We start from the raw sequence: 20,096 nt of genomic DNA, 5'->3' as shown, positions 1-20,096 counted from the left end.
TCTGCAGCCTGCAAAGCAAGTTATTAAAAAGAAAAAAAAGAAAAGCCGGGTAAATGTTATGGAGGTTTTTTTTTGATTTTCCATTTTTGATCATTCCTTTTTTAGAGCCAACGCTGTTTGTTGTCTTCTATTTTACCATTTCTTACCTGCTCTTATCCTTGTTTTACCGTCCCAATGTCTGGTACATTCAGATTCTTTGAATTCAGCCTGCACCAGCGTGTGCGGGCCGGAATATTGTTCATAATGGACGTAACCTGCGGGACGGGGTTTGTCGGGACCTACACAATGACAATCAAACCTTTCCTCCCAAACCTTGCTCCATTCATTCCAGCTTTTTTTTGTGCAAAGGTAGACATAATATTTTTCAAAACTTTTATAATCTGCATCGGGTCTTTGGGCAGCACTGCCACCCTTAGAACATGAATCTATCAATCGTTTATTCTTTGTTTTGCAGTCTTCACATTGGGAGTCGGTGGATACACCCATCAAAGAATAGTCATCATCCCCGCAGATTGGGCAGAATTTTTTAATACATGCATCCCAATCCAGGCCGGAGTCTGGTGAATCATCTCCCGGTGGTGGTATAGTTTCTGGCGTTGGGATACCGCCGGATGGTTTATTACTATTATTTTTAGAAGATTGTTGTTGCACTATCCTTTTTTTCTGGTAGTCATAAAAATCCTTGGTGGTCCGGGTTAAGAATTCATCTGAAAACTGCCGGGCCTCTTTTTTCTGAGCAGCTCTTTTCTCCCGAAATTCTTTGCCCATGATACTGTCAACGCTATTATCTAAATTGTGAAAACTGAAACCTTTTTTACCACCATGGCTCATTCTTGTTGCATCAGATGATTCTTGAAGAATTTTTTGTGTGGATTCTCCGCCGATTTGAGCGAAGTCATTTTTTTTCTTTGCACTTTTTACAGGTCTTCCGACAGTTGAGCTAAGTTCGCTGAAAGCATTTTCCATGTAAGCTCCGAGGTGGTCACAAAGCCATGATGGATAGTGTTGATCAGTCCATAGCTGGGCCTCGGTTAATGCTTCAAAATTATCTGCAAGTTTGCGATGATGAATCTCGGGGGTTTTGGTGACAACAATTAATCCGGTTTTAGTATTGCAATAGATTCCCCAGGGGCCTCCTCTAACGGCAGTATCTTGTGAACATTTTCCGGATTTGTTACATTTGGCGCTGGGGCAGTTTTCTTCAATCCACATTGCAGGCTCCCTCGGACCTGGAAACGGCCCTGCGATAACAATATGGCGGGTAAAATCAACATGCCTGGTGTAGACCACGTTATAGTATTGCTTATTACAGACAACATACCAGACCCAGGCATCGGGCGGGGGTTTGGGTGCCCGTGCAGATTTATCCTGTGCATCGCTTATGGGTGCGGACCAGAATGGATATTCAACATCTATTCTGGCGGTGGCCCTACAGTCTAAAAAACTGACCTTGACCTTAAGGCGTTCATTAAATTTACTTTCCCCGGGGAAAGTATATTGTATGCCGGGTTCCCAAATCAATCCCGGGTCCCGGGTAACATCCACTTCCCTGTTATCATCCATCAGGGCGATCACCCTGAAAACTTGATTTAACCTGAATGTCTGGCCCGGTTTTCCTGAAAGCCTGTTTGGAATAATCTTTATGGATTGGCAGAATGATGCACCCTCATCTGCCTCAAAAGCGGATCTATCATTATCTATAATGGTCAGCTTTACAGGATTTTGTCCGGCAATTTTACCGGTTTGACCTGGTGAAGTGATATTATAAAGTTCAATATAGGCATGCTCAAGTCGTTCAGGCTCACTATCATCCAGTATTTCAATGCTGATGGGTTTTGGATTAGGATCATTGCCCGCCCATTCAAGTTTCCCGAAATTTGATATATAATCCTGGTTCGCATCCGTATTTGCATCATATATCTTCCAGTTAACCCGAAGCGGACCGGACATATCTCCTGATCGTTGGACCAGAATTATAACTTTGCCTGCATCCTCCCGGAATTCATAGGTTAGTTTTTCAAACCCCAAAGTTTTTGGGCCGTTTGATGGAACAGGACCTGGTGGTGGCTGTCCTTTGAGAAGTTTAATCCTGACCCTCTTAATATCTCCAAGAGCGGCACCCCCTGACGGGTTTTTAAGAACTGCCCAAAAACTTGTTTCCTTGTCCCGCTTATTGTTTAATATAGGAATATGTATTTTTTTTACATCCTTTTTGTCCTGGGGCCAAATTATTTTTTTTCCTATTTTTGTATAGTCTTTTCCCTGTTTGGCAGTATTATCATTTGTTGAAAAATCAACACTGACCTGACCCCAGGATAATCCTTGTCTTTTTATCTTTACGGCTACATGATCCTGACCGGCGTCCACATCAATTGAATTTGTGGTAAAGGTCAGATTCCCACCCCGTTCATCATCCTGAATATTAACACCCAGGCTGTGATCTGTCGTTTTGCTGCTGCCTGTCCGGGATGTGATTATTAAATAAAATTCTTCCTGCCCCTCTGAAAGATCATCGTCTAAAATTTCTACAATGATATATTTTTCATTGTAATCTTTTCCTGACCATTTGACCTCACGTGTTTTCAAGCGAAAATCCATACCCTGAACAGCACTGCTGATCCCCTGGTTCAGTGTAATTGTGGCTGATTCCGTTTTTTTATCAGTACCGATTCTTTTTAAGGGGATTTTTATTTCACCATCTGTTTCTTTCACCGTCATGCGGTTGAAAGTGGAATAAGGAGAGCCGATGCTGCCGGATACACCCTTTTTTTTTCCATAAACCCTTACCATGACCGGATAGATTTTTTTACGGTTGAAAAGTTTGACCCGGGCCCTGATTTCATATTGCTTTGCATCACTTACTATTAACCGGTTTGATCCTTGCACTAAATAGTATTTTGGATCATATTGAACCGTACCGTCTTCATAGACTACAACAAGGCGAAAATGGATGGTTTCTCCGATAGTAACATCGGGCCAGTGGGCTCGGTACCTGGAAGGCTCGAAATTTACTGATTTGATTTTTATTTGTTTTAATTTTTCTCCATCAATTTGTTCAGGAATCTCTTTTTCAAGAGCTGCAATCTTTTTTTCCAGGCCGGTAATTTTTGATATGGTGTCTTTGTTATTTTTTAATTGAACAATATTTTTTCTTCCTGTTGATTTTGCTTTTTCAAGGTTGCTTAAAATATCATTTAAGGCCCCGCTTTTTCTTAAGTCGGCAATTTTAACCTGTTGCCCTGTAACCTTTGGGATTGCTATATTAAAGCCACTGCTGGTTGAAGCGACAAACGTCATGGCCCCTATATAATTATTATAAACCTCGGACGATACAAAAACCTCGGTATCATTATTAATTTTAAGCTGATAAGGCTCAATTTTTTCATTGATTTCTTTTAAAGCAAAGCTTTTAAATCCCTTTTCTAATGGACCTGGTTTTTCTTTGCTTAATATTTTGATGCCTGATTGATACAATTTTAAGTCGGTTAATCCTTTCTCAATTTTATTAATATCGTCATCTATGGCTTTACTCAGACTTTTTTTTCCCATGCCGGGATATTTTTTTTGCATCCTTGAAAGTATTGTCTTTGCCTTCTGATGCTGATCTTTTAATTGGGCAAGCTGTTTGCGCTTCTGGTCAAACTGGTCTGCAAAAAGAACCTGAAAAGATAGAAGCAAACAGAATGCCGATAGGCTTACGATCAATGTTTTAAAATGGGGAAATTGCATTTTTACCCTCCTGACCCGAATTGGCGAAAACGCACAAAAAAATTACAAGTCACTATAAAAATCACTATCTATTATAAGGATTTCCATCATCAACAGGATAAATGGCTGTATCCCTGATAATCGATGAGGACTTATAATTGGGATGGTATAGTACTGCTCTGACTTTAAGAGCGTCTAACCTGGTTATTTCATCTGATGGTGATCTTTCTATTTTGACAGGCTTGCTAAAATTGATAATACCATTTGCCTGGTTGATTTTGATGTTTTCTATTACAATTTGGTTGGTCCTGCCATCACTATCAACTGGTATCGGAGATAAATTTATACTGATAAAGCCTGTAGTTGCATTATTCAGAGAATATGAAATGCTTCCCGAGAACATGACTATGTTCCCTTTCTCAAGGATTGTAAAAGGTCTGGGAGTAACTTGTTTGATGGAAAGAGTTCCATCCTTTGCTCCGGCGCTTTTTCCACACAAACAATAGGAAGGAAAAATTAAAAATAAGCAAATAATGCTCCCGATAAACAGGGTGATTGATTTTTTCATTGTCTGTCCCCTTGTTGAATGGATTTAATTTCAACTATTAGTAGATACGAAATCAATAATCAAGCAGAATTTTTTTAACATATTGGTGAAATAATTTTGTCAAAAAACCAATAATCCATTAGGTTCTTTAAACATCAGGTGAATTCAGAGTGTGGGCGGCAGGTTTTGGCAAAAAGCTGAAGGAATGGGAAAAGTGAAATCAGATACTGCATTTGTCCATGGATAGAAACTTGACTTTAAGGCGCTAATTATATTATTAATCCGGATCATTAAAATAAATAAATTATTAACTTATTTACAATAAATTTAAGGAAAGATCATGGGCAAGAATGTAGTTGAAAAAATTGATGATCAAGTGAAAATTAAAACCGTTCTGGTGAGTGTGTCAGACAAATCAGGCCTTGAGTCCTTTATTCCGGGGCTCATCAAGTTAAATCCGGGAGTGTTGATCCTGTCAACCGGAGGAACCTTTGGTAAAATAAAAGAGATTTTAGGGGAAAAAGCAAATACATGCTTGAAACAGGTGTCTGAATATACAGGACAGCCGGAAACCCAGGGCGGACTGGTTAAAACCCTTGATTTTAAAATTTACCTTGGTTTGCTCACGGAAACCTATAATGATGCCCATCAGGAAGATTTAAAAAGAACCCATGCCCTTGCCATCGATATGGTGGTCGTAAATCTTTATCCCTTTAGTGAAACCATTGCCAAAGAGGGAGTGAGCCTGGAAGATGCCAGGGGGAATATTGATATCGGCGGCCCGACCATGATCCGGGCATCTGCCAAAAATTTTATCCGGGTGGCATCAGTGGTTGATCCGTCTTCATATCCTGTTCTTCTGGAAAAGCTTACAGCCAATAAAGGTTCTTTAGGCCTGGAAGACCGGTATACACTTGCTCAAAAAGCCTTTGAGCACACAGCGGCCTATGACAGGGCCATCAGCCGCTATCTTGCAGCAAAATCATTGAATGAAGTTAAATCATGTTATCAATCAGGAGAATAAGCAATGTCTAAAGATCTCAAAGCGATGTATAAAACAATTATGGATGATCATTTTACCCCGCAAATGGAAGTTTCTTTTGTTGAAGGGGATAAAAGACAGACCCTTTTTTATGAAAAGATTTCATGGGTGATTGATGATGTGAACAAGGGATTAAGATATGGTGAAAATCCCGGTCAGGAAGCAGCGCTTTACAGGCTTGTCAACGGTAACCTGGCCCTTGGCGATGCAAAGACCATTACGCCGGGCAAATACCTGGTTTCTGATATTGAATTGCTTCAATCGGGAAAGCATCCGGGAAAAACCAATCTTACCGATGCCGATAATGCCCTGAATATTTTAAGATATTTTACTGATACCCCATGTGCCGTGATTGTCAAACATAACAATCCCTGCGGGGCTGCACGAGCGCAAAGCCTTGAACAAGCCTATAATAAAGCCTATATGGCAGATCGTGTGGCAGCGTTTGGCGGCTGTATTGCACTCAATAAAGCAGTGGATAAGGCTACAGCCCAGGCCATTGCCAACCAATATGCCGAAGTTGTGGTGGCCCCGGAATTTGAGGAAGGGGTTATAGACATTCTTGGAGCTCGGAAAAATTTACGAGTTATCCGGATTAATAATATTGATAAGCTCCAGAGCTTTATCGGTGAACGTGTGATTGATTTTAAAACCCTGATGGATGGCGGCATGGTTGCCCAATGGTCCTTTGTTCCCCAAACCCTGTCTGAAAAGGATTTAATTGTGGCTTCAACAGAATATAAGAAAAAAACATACAAGGTCAATCGTGAGCCCACCCAAGCCGAATTACAAGACATGCTGTTCGGATGGCTGGTGGAATCCGGCATTACATCCAATTCAGTGATTTATGTGAAAGATAATGTCACGGTGGGGATTGGAACCGGTGAGCAGGACAGGGTAGGTGTGGCGGAAATAGCTGTGGACAAAGCCTACCGCAAACTTGCCGACAGGTATAGTTTTGAAAAATATGGAATTTCCTTTGCCGATCTGACAGATACTGACAAGAGGGCACAAATTGAAAATGATGTGAAAGAGGTCAAAGGCGGACTTATCGGGTCAACCATGGTGTCTGATGCCTTCTTTCCTTTTCGAGACGGCATTGACGTGGGACTTTTACAGGGTGTAAAAGCCGTGGTGCAGCCAGGGGGTTCCATGAATGATTATCAATCTATTGAAGCCTGTAATGAAAACGATGCAACAATGGTTTACACGGGCCAGAGAAGTTTTAAACATTAAAACTTTTTTATAATGATTTTTCTGTGCTCTTTTGATCCGGCCCCTTTTGTGTATCTATCATACCTGATGTTTTGATGGCGGCATGGGCAGCCGCCAGCCTGGCAATGGGCACCCTGAAAGGTGAACAGGACACATATGTAAACTTCAAGTCATGGCACAAATGGATCGACTGAGGGTCTCCGCCATGTTCACCGCAGATCCCGCACTCCAGGTCAGGCTTAACAGATCTGCCTTTTTCCACTGCCATTTTAAGAAGCTGACCAACTCCATCCCGATCAATAACCTCAAATGGATTTTCAGGGAGAATCCCGGATTCCATATACTCAATAAGAAATCCTGTCTCTGCATCATCCCTTGAAATGCCAAAAGTTGTTTGTGTCAGGTCATTTGTTCCAAAAGATACAAATGATGCATATTCTACTATTTGGTCCGCTGTCAGGGCTGCACGGGGCAGCTCAATCATTGTTCCGAAACTGTAATCGACCTTAATACCCTCTTTTTCCATGGTCTTTTTTGCTTCTTGTTCAAGAAGCTGTCTTTGTTTTTTTAATTCATTTACATGACATGTAAGGGGAATCATTATTTTCGGTTTAATCTTTTTCCCTTCCCGGATGACCATACAGGCGGCCTCAAAAATGGCCCTGACCTGCATGATGGTTAATTCCGGGATATAGATCCCAAGACGCACACCCCGAAGGCCCAGCATTGGATTTGCTTCACGGAGACTTTCAACTCGTTTAAGCATTTTTTCCTTTTCCCTGATTTTTTCAATAAGATCATCCATCTGCTTCAATGTTGTAGCATCCCTGATTTGAAGTTTAAAAGCTCAATGTGATCCGGTAAGAATTCGTGGAGCGGTGGATCAATCAGGCGGATGACAACTGATTTGCCGTCCATTACCCTGAATAGCCCTGCAAAGTCCTCCCGTTGAAAGGGAAGAAGGGCATCAAGGGATTCCTGACGCTCAATGGGAAAATCAGTCATGATCATTTTCGTGAAATGAGGAAGCCTTTCGGTTTCAAAAAACATATGCTCCGACCGGCAAAGCCCGATGCCCTCAGCTCCATAGTCCAGGGCTCTTTTTGCGTCTTTGGGGTAATCAGCATTGGCCCAGACACCCAGATCCCGAAATTCATCAGCCCAGGACAGCAGCTTGATCAGCCATGGGTCCTTGATATCCGGGATCATTGTGGAGAGTTTTCCAAGATATACCTCCCCGGATGTGCCATCCACGGAAATCCAGTCCCCCTCTTTGATTTCAAGACCATTGATGTCCATACTCCGGTTTGTCAAGTCAATATTAATATCTGACACCCCAACCACAGCCGGTTTCCCAAACTGGCGCGCAACAAGGGCTGCATGACTTGTTCTTCCTCCCCGGCTTGTAAGAATCCCCTCTGATGCCAGCATTCCATGAACATCATCCGGTCTTGTCTCAGGTCTTACCATGATCACTTTTTTGTTGGTATCTTTCGCCCATGCCTCTGCTATATCTGCATCAAAAACCACCTGGCCGACAGCAGCTCCCGGGGATACATTTAATCCGGCAGCCAGCATTTCTCCTTGCTGGACAGCTCGTTTCAATGACGCTTGATCAAACTGGGGGTGGAGAAAAAAATCAACCTGTTCGGGTGTAATACGCATTACAGCCTCTTGTTTTGAAATCTTTTCTTCTTGAGTCATTTCAACGGCTATGCGAACAGCAGCCTGGGCAGTTCTTTTTCCATCCCGGGTTTGAAGCATCCACAGTTTACCTTTCTCTATGGTAAACTCAACATCCTGCATCTCACGATAATGATCTTCCAGTACCTGGGCAATCCTTTTGAATTCCCTGTATATATCCGGCATTTCGCTGTTCATGTCTAAAAGGTTCTTTGTCAGGCGAATACCGGCGACCACATCTTCTCCCTGGGCGTTTATCAGATAGTCCCCTTCTATAGCCTTTTCGCCGGTCGTACCGTTACGGGTAAGAGCCACCCCTGTGGCGCAGTCTTCCCCTACATTTCCAAAAACCATGGCCTGAATATTAACTGCGGTTCCAAGATGGTGGGGTATCCTTGCTGCATTGCGGTAATCAACTGCTCTCTTGCCGTTCCAGCTCTCAAAGACAGCCTCAGTGGCCATTTTAAGCTGTTCAAGAGGATCCTCGGGAAAAGTATGCTGTGTCTGCCTGCTGAAAATTATTTTGAATTTTTCGCATATCCCCTTCCAGTGATCACCTGTCAGTTCTGTGTCATTTTTAACCCCTGCCTTCATCCGTGTGTCAGTAATAATATTCTCAAACAGGGCATCGTCAATACCTGTCACAACGCTTCCGAACATCTGTATAAGCCGTCTGTACGAGTCATATACAAATCTGGCATCCCTGGTCATTGTTATCATCTGCTCAACGGTTTTTTCATTAAGCCCTATATTCAGGACCGTATCCATCATTCCCGGCATGGAAAACCTGGCCCCTGACCTGCAGGAAACAAGGAGAGGATTTTGGACATCACCAAATTTTTTACCCGCTTGGATCTCCACCTTTGCAAGCCCCTCTTGCACCTGCTCCCACAGGTTATCCGGCATTATTCCGCCTGACTCAAGATAAGCATTGCATGCTTGGGTTGTTATGGTGAAACCCGGTGGTACAGGAATATTAATTCTTGTCATCTCCCCAAGGTTTGCCCCTTTCCCACCCAAGAGCCCACGGACTTTCTCCCAATCGCCACCGGCATGCTCCTGTGCAGTATCTATTTCATCAAAAAGATATACCCATCTACTTGACATAAGAACACCTCCTGCTTGAAGTTTTTATTAATCATTCAAATAATTATAGGCATCACTCATAATATACCGGGCAAGGAAGATTTGAAAAATATTATTTAAGAATTATGACAAGGCGTGTCATATGTGTCAAGAGCATTTTTAAGTTGGGAAAGGGGGAGGGATCAATCAGGTGGGTAATCTAATTGAATTTGATAAAAATTGAACATTGAATATAATCAAGCAGCAGGGTCAAACGTCTTGACTTCTCTTTCCAATCTGTCACCTAACTGCATTTTGGCCATTTCAGTATCATAGTGAACCTGAATTCCCGTCCAAAAATCAACAGACATTCCAAAATAACGCGCTAATCTTAGAGCAGTATCCACACTGATTCCTCTTTCAAATCGGACAATTTTATTTATTCTCATGGCCGGAACGCCGATATCCTTAGCAATTCGATATTGGCTTATACCCATTGGTTTTAAAAACTCTTCAAGTAGTATTTCACCAGGGTGTGTAGGGGGGAAATCTCTCATAATAGCACCTCCTTAATGATAATCAACAATCTCAACACCATATACGCCATCCTTTTTCCATTCAAAACAAATGCGCCATTTTTTATTTATGCGTATGCTGTGTTGTCCCTTCCGATTGCCACTGAGCGTTTCAAGCCGGTTTGCGGGCGGCACTCTAAGATCATTGATTTCAGTAGATCTATGAAGCATAATTAGCTTCCTTTCTGCCAACCTCTGTATATCCTGCGGCAATTTTTTAGAAAAAAGACCATTAAATATAAATTTAGTTTTTTTGCATTTAAAGTCTTTTATCATGGTCAATATAATAACCTATAAGGATAGTATCGTCAAGGGGTATTGTTTCTTTTTTGTCTTCGTCTTGACAAAAGGCAAAAAAGCGTTTACTTATCTTTTTGGCATGAAATTTGCGAAAATTCAGGGGATTAATGGAAGTTTAATTCAATTTTTATGGCCTTGAACAAAAGAGGAGATATTCAATGCAATCCATCCCAATCAAAAAGATTTTTTTTACCGGACTGGTAATATCACTGCTGTTTCTGATGTCCGGAATTGCTCCTGCAAAAGAAAAAAAAGGGTTTGACGCTAAACGACAGGCCTTTTGTAAAACGATGTTGACCCATGCAGAAGAATCTTCTGCCCTTGGCTATGATGAAAAAGCCGGCTACTATTTCCAACAGGCTGTTAACGCTGATCCATCCCAAATAGCTAAAATATGGTTTCAAATGAAAGAGGGAAATGCCTCTGAATCGGGAACAACGCCTCAGCCTCCGGCGGCAGAAACACAAGAAGAAGGCGGGATCATCATGGGTGATGATGAAGGGTGCTGATGCAACTTGTCTATGAGAGTATCATTTGGGTTTTTTCCAAGAGCAGATCAATATAGGTGTGGTGTGTTCAACCTTACACAATAAATCTTAAAGCAGGAGGAAGAAAAATGAAGAAGTTAGTTGCTTTAATGGCGTTTGTTTTTTTTATGAGTAGTTTTTATGTTTCCCTGGCACTTGCAGATGATTCTAAAGCATTAAAAGCCAAAGAAAAAGAAGTCTGGTCAGAATGGTGCAATAAAGTTCCCCCAGAGCGACGATTGGATATCAATCAGTTCAAGGCGCTTTATGATCAAGTAATGGCAGGGAAAGAAGAAGCCTACCTTATTGACACTCGGACCCATCCAGAATTTTACGCCGGCCATATTGCCGGAACTAACCACATACATTCCGGTCACATGTATACTATCCCGAAAAAAATAAAGAATAAGGATGCCAAGATCGTTGTCTGGTGCCGGACCAAAAAACGTCAATGTTATGTTGGAGGCTTTTTGGCTATGTACGGGTACACCAATGTCTGGCTTTATCAAGAGGGTATAGTCGGCTGGATTAAAAAGGGATATCCTTTGTGCAACCAGTTCATGGGCCAATTTAAGGTAGTGGAGTACCACAAATATTTTACAGGAAAGTATAAAAAAGGACCAAACGCAGGTAAGGAAAAAGATCCCTATACCATTCGTGAATTTCATGCGTATTAAAAATAGAGCATAGGGTGGGGAGCGTGGCATGTGTATGGCATCTTCGCTAATGTACACCGAGTCGATATACATAGTAGAATGCCGACTGCCCTTGCATGAAGGAGTAAACTGATGAACGGATCTCGATATTCTTTCGCACTGATATGGATTGTCCTATTCCTGTTAACTGGGATCGTACATGTTGTTGAGGGCGAAGAACTTCCCAAAGCAAAGACCATTGATGAGCTGGCAGATAGATATGATGTCAGCACCTGTATCGACTGCCATGAAGATCAGTTTCATGAGTGGGAAAGCTCAGCCCATTCTCTTTCCATGGTTGGATCTGGTCACGGTCGAACTCGTGCCACCTTTAAAACTGCAATAACACGTGGGCTCATGACATGGCCGTATTCGGGCGTGAAAAAGAAAGAAGATGTTAAAATTGAACATCTCATGATATGCGCCAGATGCCATTTGCCCCAGCTTGCCGAGGCCACTGATGATGTTGCCCAGGAGATCGTTCAGGCCGTGTGGGCCCGGGACAACAAAAAACTGGGAAAACTTTCCATCAATTGTCTCGTCTGCCATCAGCGCAATGCCATCATTCACAAATGGCAATTTGGTACACCTGAGCGCACTGAAGTATACGGCACCATGGAAGGCGAGCATGAGGACGAAGATCATCCCGATATAAAGAAAAGCCCGATACTGAAAGAGTCTATTCTCTGCGGTCAGTGCCATGGTCTTGGGCCAGGGTTTCATCTGGAACAGCCTACCCAGTGTGCCACAGGATACGGCAGTTATCTTTGGGCATATATTCCGGAAGGGGGTACCAATACCTGTCAGGATTGTCATATGAGTCGTATGGAAAAAGGGCATGCCATGCCTTCTTATCGTGATCCGGACATGCAGGAGGCGGCAGTGGAGATGCAGGTGGAGGTGCATAGCCACCATTGGCGCAAAAACAAAACCGAGGGTGTTTTGCCGCTGGCCACTGTTCAGGTGGAATTGACCAACCGGACCGGACACGGCATCCCGGATGGCTGACCCACGCCCAACCGGCTGATCCTGGAAGTGATCGCGCGAACCTATGAAGGCAAAGAAGTTAGTCGACAATCAAAAATATACATGCCCCATCCGGCCAGATTCGGTATCACCGACCGTATGGGCAGAGGACCCTATGAGAAGAGCGGCATGATACGAGACACAGCCCTGCCGCCGCTTCGACCGGTTCGGGAGACCTTTGAGGTTGTGTTCCCGTATAAGGATACCCAAGAAGGAAACCGAATTCTGACCACCGATACCATGGAAGTGGAAGTTCGATTGGTATATCTTCCATTTGGGGAGGCAAACCAAGACCATTTTGTATGGAAAATATCAAAACATCAGGTTCATCTCGATCAGAACCTGTGATAAAAGATTTTTTATCAATAACACGAAGAGAGCTTGTTGCCCGCTGCATTCAGTTTTTTGCAGCGGGCGGCTTGTTTTTTTTAATTTGGAAGTTTATTCATGGTAATACTCCTTCTGATCTTGTGGTTTCTTTTCATCACAAGCCTCAAAAAGGGGAAGTTGTTTACGATCAGGGCGTTTATCTGGTGGGACTGGAGAATGGAGTAAAGGCTCTTTCCGAACGATGCCCTCATCTGGGGTGCCAATTGTTTTACGATGAGCAATCCTTGCATTTTTTGTGCCCCTGCCATGGTTCACGTTTTTCTTTAGAAGGACTACGAGTGGAAGGCCCGGCGCAAAAGAACATGTTCGGACTTGAACTTATAGTAGATGATAAATGCGGCGTTTATACTGCCAAATTGCCAATTTTTTGACCTGCTCCTTTTTTCAATCACAGGGCGGTTCATCATTTTTTAGTGACCGTTTCGGGCGGTCCCTGGCTATTTTATCATGGTGGGCATTTATTATTGCACTTGTATCGGGTATTGTCCTATCCTTTAATTATCGCCCATGGGGAAATGTATATCTTGCCTTATCAAAATTGACTTATCAGTTTCCCTATGGCATTTTTTTTCGAAAGCTTCACTATTTGTCAGGACAGTGTTTTTTATTGTTTGCCCTGGCACATATGTCTGAACATTTTTTGCGACGAACCTTTCTTCACATGAAACCAATTGAATGGCTGCGGTTGGTTTCTGCATTTTTTTTAAGCTTTCCCCTGGTATTTACCGGATTTATCCTGAAAGGGGATAAAGAAGGCATTTTTGCCGGCGAAGTAATGGTCAATCTTGCCCGGGAAATTCCTATTGTTGGAGCCGGCCTGGCCATGTTGCTACTTAAACCCGGCGAAGATTTTTTTCTTCGTCCCTATCTTCATCACACCGTTACCTTGCCGCTTCTCGTTATTTTTCTTCTTGGTGGCCACCGTCGACGGCTTTTCCTTGAGAAAGGGTTGGGTCTTCTACTGCTGGTTATTCTAGGCGTACTCACATTTTTCTATCAACTTCCGCCTGACATTCCGCCCAGAGCTGAGATAGCAGGCATTACCGGCCCCTGGTTTTTCCATGGCATCCAATTGCTTCTGCGCTATGGATCACCTTTAATGGTCGGTATCCTTTGGCCGATGACACCAATATCATTCATGCTTGCTCTGGCATTTCCTTTGGTTTCATCTTTTCGCCAATTCTGGATTTTAACGGGTATCCTTTGGGTTATTCATTTGATTGTTCTGTGTGTGGCGTGGTTCCTTTTACCCATATTGGCAGGTGTATCCGGATGAAACCAGGTCAGAAATCGGATCATTTTATTCCCTTATTTCTGTTGATGATTATAGTTGCCTTACTTTTTTTGCATGAGGTGATTCGAAAAAAAATACCCCCGGGGTCTCCGGATGGATGTGCCATGTGTCATGAGACGAATACCGATCCTTCAGTGTCTCATCCAGTGGCTGTGATGGGCTGCGCAGTATGTCATATGGGCAATCCATTTGCCCTGGATAAAAAAAAAGCTCACCTGGGTTTGATCAGAAATCCGGGGAGTTTACAGGTTGCGCAAAAAACCTGTGGACAGCCTGAGTGTCATCCCGATCTGCCCGGGCGAGTTAAAAAAAGTCTCATGGCAACCAATCAAGGTATTCTTTCCGTGATGCAGAATCTTTGGCCCCACAATGATGCTGAATCTGTTCAAAATGTCCGCCAGCTTACCGCACTTCCAACTGGCCGGAGTATGGCCCTGGATCACTATCGAAAGATGTGCGGCGGCTGTCATTTGTGGCGTCCCCGGTATCCGCAGCTGGGTGAAATCGGGAAAAGAGGTGGTGGGTGCACAGACTGCCATATTCAAGAGTTGGTATGTCTTAATTCTGATTTATCCCAGAAAAAATTTAATCACCCGGAATTAACCACCCATATTCCTGATGAAAACTGCCTCAAATGTCATAACCGTTCCGCACGAATCGGACTTTCCTATTACGGCCGGTTTGAATCGGAAGGCTATGGTACACCATACCAACACGGGGAACCGGGTCCCCGGCAACTTTCAGGAAATAGATTTTATCTGGAGCGGCCTTATGATGTTCATCATAGCAAGGCTGGTCTTACCTGTATTGACTGCCACACGGAAAAAGGAATCATGGGTGATGGCAAGGAATACCAGCATCAAGAGGACCAGGTGGATATCACCTGCAACACCTGTCATACACCGGAATATCGGTTGAAAGATCCAGACCCCGATCTGACCCGGCGGCTTCTGCGCGGTAATGGACGTGAGACACCAGTCAATGCAGGCCCGTTTATCCTTTCACCTAAAGAAAGCCCAATGTATAACCTCAAAGCTGTATCAGACGGAAAACTGAAACTCTTTCGCAAGAGGGATGGTAAGGAAATCGTTTTTTCCGGAGTATTAAATCCTAAAATCCACAAAGCTGAGTATCATCGTCGGCTTTCTTGTCAGGCCTGCCACAGTGCCTGGATCCCACAATGCTATGGCTGCCATGAAAATCTTTTTTTACAGGCATCCCAGAAAGACTGGCTGACCGGTGAGAAATCACCTGGGAGGTGGACGGAGGGTAGAAGCTATCTGCGGTTTCGACGTCCTACCCTTGGGATTAATTCCGGCGATAGTATCGGCCCTTTTGCACCGGGCTGTCAGGTTTATATCGAAGTTTTTGACCAAAAGGGACGTCATCAGCCGGAAGAATCCCATCGACATTTGGTCATGGCCGGGTTTGATCCCCATACCACCACCCTGAAAGTGCCGGATTGTGAGGGGTGCCACCTGGACCCAAAGATTCTAGGCCTGGGCACCGGGGCATTGAAGATTACCGAAAAAGGGTTGGTTTTCGATCCGGTTTACCAGGCGGCTGCATCCGGTCTTGGCATTGATTTCCCTCTGGATGCATTTGAATCTCCCGACGGTACTCCTTTCCAGCTTGCCTCCCGAAAAAACAGTCGGCCTTTTAATAAGGAAGAATTGGACAGGATTACAAGGGTAGGTCTGTGTGTGTCCTGCCATGATAAATACGACGATAAAATTTTCAATGATTTCAATGACAGTTTTTTACGGTTTCAGGCAGGTGAGGTAGCCTGTCGAAAGGAGGTGCCGTGAGGATTGTGTTTATAATCTGCCTGTTTTTGCTCCAGGTTATCTGGTATCCCGGTTCTCCCCGGGCAGCGGAAAGGACGGTGGATGACTATCGTGAGTGCCTCACCTGCCATAAAGGGATTGAATCAATGGATGAAAATCATGATTTTCCCTGTGTGCAGTGCCACATAGCACCGGAAAATCGCAGCATAATTATCCGGAATCATAGCCTGATTGTCAGATATCCGTCGTCTCTGTCACAAGTTGATATCTTCTGCAGTGGCTGTCACTTGGATGAAATTGATCGGCTTCAACACTCCCTGCACTGGACCCTGGCCGGTATGATCAACCAGACCCGGTTTCTCTGGGGTGCACAACCAGATCCTGGAACACATTATGGTGCGGTTCCAGGACCAGACCTGCCTGGCCTGCCGGGCAGCCCTGAAAAGGTTAGAACTCCAGCAGATCTTGTGGACGATTTATTGCGCCGCCGATGCATCTCCTGTCACATTGGGGCTGTACCGCCTAAGAAAAAAGGACTGTTCAGAGGTGTGGGATGTGCTGCCTGTCATGTGCCCTTTGCAGATGACGGCCGCTATCGGGGAGGGGATGCTGCATTGAAAGGAAAAACCGGTTATGCCCTGTCACATACTTTTTGTAAGCCCATATCGACCGGTCAATGCCTCAAGTGTCACAATGGCCCCCATGTTGGAGCGGATTATACCGGCTTGTTTCAACATGATTATAGTCAGAGCTATCGGACACCCATCATTAATGGATATCTGCCTGAACAAAAATATCTCATGGATCATCATCGCCTGAAAGCGGATGTCCATTATGAAAAAGGTTTGCTTTGCGTGGATTGTCATAATCAGGGAGATGTCATGGGAAGAGGACGGATGGCAGCCAGTGCAAAAGATGCGGTTTCTGTGCGCTGCCTGTCATGTCACGATTCTGAAAGGTCTGATGTGAAGTCATCAAAGTTTACTGGAAAGACCTGGAGAATCTTTAACTCTCGAACGGGCAAACGGCAGCGTATACCGGTTCGCGACCCATCCATACCCGCCCATGCCATACCCGGTATGGAAAAAGTTCACTGTATGGGATGTCACTCTACCTGGGGGTTTATGGATTACGGGCCAAGCCTGATCAGAGACGATCGCATAGATTTGACCCGCTGGTCACCATGGCGTCTTCAGGGGGATGCTGTTGTCGCAGAACTGTTTGATGCCCATGGACGGTTTCTTGGCGTTCCAGATGATTCAACGCCCGGCCCCTGGCTGATGGGCTGGCGATTCCGACGATGGGAATATCTTACATTGGGAAAAAATCATCAAGGCAGAATAGTTCCTTTTCGTCCACGCTATCAGTACCGTGTTTCCTATGTAAACCCCAAGGGTCGGGTAATCTTAGATGATGTCATCCCCAACCGCGGTGATGGGAGAGAGCGAGGTTGGGCATTTATGCCATACTACCCGCACACGGTTCAAAAACGTGGGAGAAGCTGTGAAATCTGCCATGGGCAATCTCTTGCCGCAGGCTATGGCCTCTGGGAGGGTCAGGGGCCGGATCTGTCCCTGACCAAGCCATCCCCGCCGGTATATTCTTCGATGTCATTACTTTCAAAAATCGAAACACAGAATATTTTACAAAAAACACCGGTTTACCGTAGATGGCGGTTAAAAACACTATGGTGGGATTACCAAAAGAAACGGTAATGGGGGAGTATAATTTACATACTTCCCCCTGTTGCATTGAATCAGGATTTCTTTATATACATTTTAAAAAAACCCTCTCCATCATCAAGGTCTCCTATACACTCATCACCTGTCTTTTTTATAAAATCAGGCAAGTCATTTCTAAAACCGGGATCAGTCACCAAAACCTCGATAATCTGGCCCGACTCCATACTCTTTAATGCCTTTTTAGTTTTCAATAAAGGCATGGGACAACTTAAGCCTTTTACATCCAAGGTTACATCTGCATTGATTTCTTTAACATCCATTTTTTATTTTCCTTATACTTGAATATATTTTTATGTAATTGTTTATTTTTTTTTCCATTCACAACTCACAACTTTAAATTGAGCGGTTTCCCTCAATTGGGAAACACATTCAGTCTATTACAAAGACGTCCCCTTCCTCATTCCAGTCCGCAGCAATATACCATAGAATAAGTATGGCCAGTATCAGTATGACCGACCATTTATAGGTAATCCAGTCAGGTAAAAACACGGCCCGGCCTACTTTTTCTATGAGACCGGTAGTGTCCATATAATAGCGAACAAGGGAATTGGTAAGGGCAAAACTTACAAGAACCATCCAGAGCTTAACCTGGCCTTCACCCACACGCCAGAGGGTCCCACTGCCGCAGCCACCGGCCACCACCATGCCGGTACCAAAGATAAATCCGCCTACAAGTCCCCCGAAAAAAAAGGTATTGGTCACGTAAACCATTTCACCCCTCAAACCTGCCCATTTAATGATACCATATCCGATTACCGCAACCATGAGACTCAATGCAACTGCCTTTGTCTGGCGGCTGTCGCCGGTCATAAAAGGGTCCCGAAACGCCGCCACAAAACAAAAGCGGGATCGATGCATTACCACACCGATACTAAGTCCCAGCAGGAGAAATCCTCCTGCTTTGGTATAGGCAAATGCCGAATATTGAAATGAAGCCAAAATTCCGGCCACAAGGACCGCCACTCCGATATATGGTTGAACAGGCCGCCAGTCATATTTTATTTTTTTTGTGCCTTTAGCTGCAGGGGTGCTCATTTTGGGTGGGAACTTCTCCATGTCCCACAATAGATAACGTAGACCAACATAAGCCCCTGCAATCAGGCCTATCATCATGGCAAAACCGCCTAAAGAATAGGCACTTATGGCTGAATAGAACCCCCCTACATTACATCCCCTTGCAAGAGCCGCCCCTATTCCCATCAGTATTCCGGCAATGAAACCTTTTACCATTTCAATGCGGGGGGGCACCCTGAGACTAAACTCCCTTCCGAGGAGAGCGGAAGCAAAGGCGCCAAATATCAGCCCTATGTCCATTATAGATGCAAAATTTATAAGGGGTGACTGTATTGTTTTCGTGTAAAGCCCCATGGAAACAAAAAGCCAGTCACCCCAATTACGCATCCCTGCGACTACACCCCATGGTCTTCCCCAGGCAAACATCATTATACTGATAAAAGCAATAAGGAGAGCACCTACCCAGGAAGGCCATGTTTTCTCGAAGAAAGCTGCATGCCCCTCCCGGATCTTCCGAACTATATAGATATTGTTTTCACTCATGGATCACACCTCCCTTTAACAACCTTCATCATCACCGATGATTACTCCTTCAAGCTGTTCTTCCCCGGCTGGAGTATCTGTCGGCGGCTGGGGCGCCGATGGAATTTTTACTGGTTCAGAATCGACAGGGGCACCCGGTGGAACTGCCATGAACATTTTTTTAATATCATCCGTAGGTACAAACGGGATGAATTTCCCCGTCCTTTCTACCTGGTAAGCCATGTGGGCCAGAAAGCTTCTGTCATACAAAGCCCACCCCCTGGCTGAGGAAGGATCAGATGCAATGGCCATCCTGTAATATTTCCTGGCTTCTAGGTATTTGCCCCGCTCATAAGCCTCATTACCCAATCTGATCATCAGGGCGCAAAATTTTTTGTCCGGGGGACATGGTAGCTTGTAACCCTCCTGGGAAAAAGCCGTTACTACTAATACCATGGTAAAGAGTAAGGTGATTCCTATTGTTGTGATTACCGATTTTTTACGCCACATGGTCCTTCCCTCCCAATATTGCACACTACTTAAATTTAATTTAAATTCCTTAAAAAAAGCAAAGTATTCATCTTAGAGGGATATAACAGCCTTGGCTGACATGATTTCGTCCGTCACGCGCATCGCGGTCACAGGCTCCGCCCCATCGATGAGATCAGATTGTTCGATTTCTCTACCTTTATAGCAAGGCGTGCAAATCAGAAGCTTACCCCCCTCTTCAAGAAAGGCATCCATAAGATCCGGCAATGGAGGCCTTTCCGGTGCAATTACAGTCTTTGCATAATTTTTTGTGGCCAGCATCACTGCATAACCCATCAATATTACAACAACTTCAACATCCCTGGCCAGGGCTACATTAGCTAGAGAGAATGGAGTCACAGCAAGCTCAGGTTCATCCCCTGCCCGTGTTATAATGTATATAATTTTTTCTTTTTCTGTTACCATTGTTCCTCCT

Annotated in this window: 17 protein-coding genes and 2 pseudogenes; 9 read left to right on the top strand and 10 right to left on the bottom strand. The window is 44.1% G+C overall.

Annotated elements, in window-relative coordinates:
• Nucleotides 1-132 precede the first annotated feature (132 nt).
• Both K8S13_RS01765 and K8S13_RS01760 read right to left on the bottom strand, forming a co-directional pair.
• Nucleotides 133-3,729 (bottom strand): Calx-beta domain-containing protein, encoded by a 3,597-nt coding sequence (locus K8S13_RS01765; RefSeq protein WP_291459971.1) that lies wholly within the window; start codon nt 3,727-3,729, stop codon nt 133-135.
• A 64-nt stretch (nt 3,730-3,793) separates the two neighbouring features.
• Nucleotides 3,794-4,276 (bottom strand): hypothetical protein, encoded by a 483-nt coding sequence (locus K8S13_RS01760; RefSeq protein WP_291459970.1) that lies wholly within the window; start codon nt 4,274-4,276, stop codon nt 3,794-3,796.
• A gap of 319 nt (nt 4,277-4,595) precedes the next feature.
• Between K8S13_RS01760 and K8S13_RS01755 the strand changes: the two are divergent.
• A pseudogene (locus tag K8S13_RS01755) lies at nt 4,596-5,030 on the top strand (hypothetical protein); the annotation flags it as partial.
• Between the two features lie 12 nt (nt 5,031-5,042).
• Nucleotides 5,043-6,533, top strand: a pseudogene (locus K8S13_RS01750) (IMP cyclohydrolase).
• Between the two features lie 7 nt (nt 6,534-6,540).
• Here the strand turns inward: K8S13_RS01750 and K8S13_RS01745 are convergent.
• The 4 genes from K8S13_RS01745 to K8S13_RS01730 form a co-directional block, all read right to left on the bottom strand.
• Nucleotides 6,541-7,317, bottom strand: coding sequence for a putative PEP-binding protein (locus K8S13_RS01745; protein ID WP_291459972.1), 777 nt, complete (start codon nt 7,315-7,317; stop codon nt 6,541-6,543).
• Between the two features lie 5 nt (nt 7,318-7,322).
• A complete protein-coding gene (gene ppdK / locus K8S13_RS01740) occupies nt 7,323-9,302 on the bottom strand; it encodes a pyruvate, phosphate dikinase (protein WP_291459969.1) in 1,980 nt (659 codons plus the stop codon).
• A 215-nt stretch (nt 9,303-9,517) separates the two neighbouring features.
• Complete coding sequence (locus K8S13_RS01735; RefSeq protein WP_291459968.1) at nt 9,518-9,817, bottom strand: HigA family addiction module antitoxin; 300 nt, start codon at nt 9,815-9,817, stop codon at nt 9,518-9,520.
• 12 nt (nt 9,818-9,829) lie between these two features.
• Entirely contained in the window at nt 9,830-10,111 is a 282-nt protein-coding gene (locus tag K8S13_RS01730) for a type II toxin-antitoxin system RelE/ParE family toxin (protein WP_291459967.1), read from the bottom strand.
• A gap of 182 nt (nt 10,112-10,293) precedes the next feature.
• Here K8S13_RS01730 and K8S13_RS01725 point away from each other — a divergent pair, with 182 nt between their 5' ends.
• The 7 genes from K8S13_RS01725 to K8S13_RS01690 all read left to right on the top strand — a co-directional run bounded on the left by K8S13_RS01725 (nt 10,294) and on the right by K8S13_RS01690 (nt 17,569).
• On the top strand, nt 10,294-10,644 hold the full coding sequence (locus K8S13_RS01725; protein WP_291459966.1) for a hypothetical protein: 351 nt from the start codon (nt 10,294-10,296) through the stop codon (nt 10,642-10,644).
• Between the two features lie 107 nt (nt 10,645-10,751).
• Nucleotides 10,752-11,339: a rhodanese-like domain-containing protein gene (locus K8S13_RS01720; protein WP_291459965.1), complete on the top strand. Its 588-nt coding sequence runs from the start codon at nt 10,752-10,754 to the stop codon at nt 11,337-11,339.
• A gap of 111 nt (nt 11,340-11,450) precedes the next feature.
• A complete protein-coding gene (extKL, locus tag K8S13_RS01715) occupies nt 11,451-12,731 on the top strand; it encodes a multiheme c-type cytochrome (seleno)protein ExtKL (protein WP_350297499.1) in 1,281 nt (426 codons plus the stop codon).
• The gene (locus K8S13_RS01705) at nt 12,686-13,144 is read left to right on the top strand and encodes a Rieske (2Fe-2S) protein (RefSeq protein ID WP_291459959.1); all 459 of its coding nucleotides are present in this window, start codon (nt 12,686-12,688) and stop codon (nt 13,142-13,144) included. The genes extKL and K8S13_RS01705 overlap by 46 nt, the downstream gene beginning before the upstream one ends.
• Nucleotides 13,108-14,049, top strand: coding sequence for a cytochrome b N-terminal domain-containing protein (locus K8S13_RS01700; RefSeq protein ID WP_291459957.1), 942 nt, complete (start codon nt 13,108-13,110; stop codon nt 14,047-14,049). The genes K8S13_RS01705 and K8S13_RS01700 overlap by 37 nt, the downstream gene beginning before the upstream one ends.
• Nucleotides 14,046-15,875, top strand: coding sequence for a hypothetical protein (locus tag K8S13_RS01695; protein ID WP_291459955.1), 1,830 nt, complete (start codon nt 14,046-14,048; stop codon nt 15,873-15,875). The genes K8S13_RS01700 and K8S13_RS01695 overlap by 4 nt, the downstream gene beginning before the upstream one ends.
• On the top strand, nt 15,872-17,569 hold the full coding sequence (locus K8S13_RS01690) for a hypothetical protein (protein WP_291459953.1): 1,698 nt from the start codon (nt 15,872-15,874) through the stop codon (nt 17,567-17,569). The genes K8S13_RS01695 and K8S13_RS01690 overlap by 4 nt, the downstream gene beginning before the upstream one ends.
• Nucleotides 17,570-17,610: 41 nt before the next feature.
• Here the strand turns inward: K8S13_RS01690 and K8S13_RS01685 are convergent, their stop codons facing one another.
• From K8S13_RS01685 to K8S13_RS01670, 4 genes are all read right to left on the bottom strand, one after another.
• A complete protein-coding gene (locus K8S13_RS01685) occupies nt 17,611-17,856 on the bottom strand; it encodes a sulfurtransferase TusA family protein (RefSeq protein WP_291459952.1) in 246 nt (81 codons plus the stop codon).
• Between the two features lie 109 nt (nt 17,857-17,965).
• The gene (locus tag K8S13_RS01680) at nt 17,966-19,153 is read right to left on the bottom strand and encodes a YeeE/YedE thiosulfate transporter family protein (RefSeq protein ID WP_291459951.1); all 1,188 of its coding nucleotides are present in this window, start codon (nt 19,151-19,153) and stop codon (nt 17,966-17,968) included.
• 15 nt (nt 19,154-19,168) lie between these two features.
• A complete protein-coding gene (locus K8S13_RS01675; RefSeq protein WP_291459949.1) occupies nt 19,169-19,642 on the bottom strand; it encodes a tetratricopeptide repeat protein in 474 nt (157 codons plus the stop codon).
• Nucleotides 19,643-19,714: 72 nt separating this feature from the next.
• Nucleotides 19,715-20,096 (bottom strand): DsrE family protein (locus K8S13_RS01670; protein WP_291459947.1); only part of this gene is annotated, 382 nt, incomplete at its 5' end.

This window comes from Desulfobacula sp., from assembly GCF_021107415.1.
Note: the sequence above shows the minus strand (reverse complement) of the source record. Positions and strands in the feature narration are given on the sequence as shown.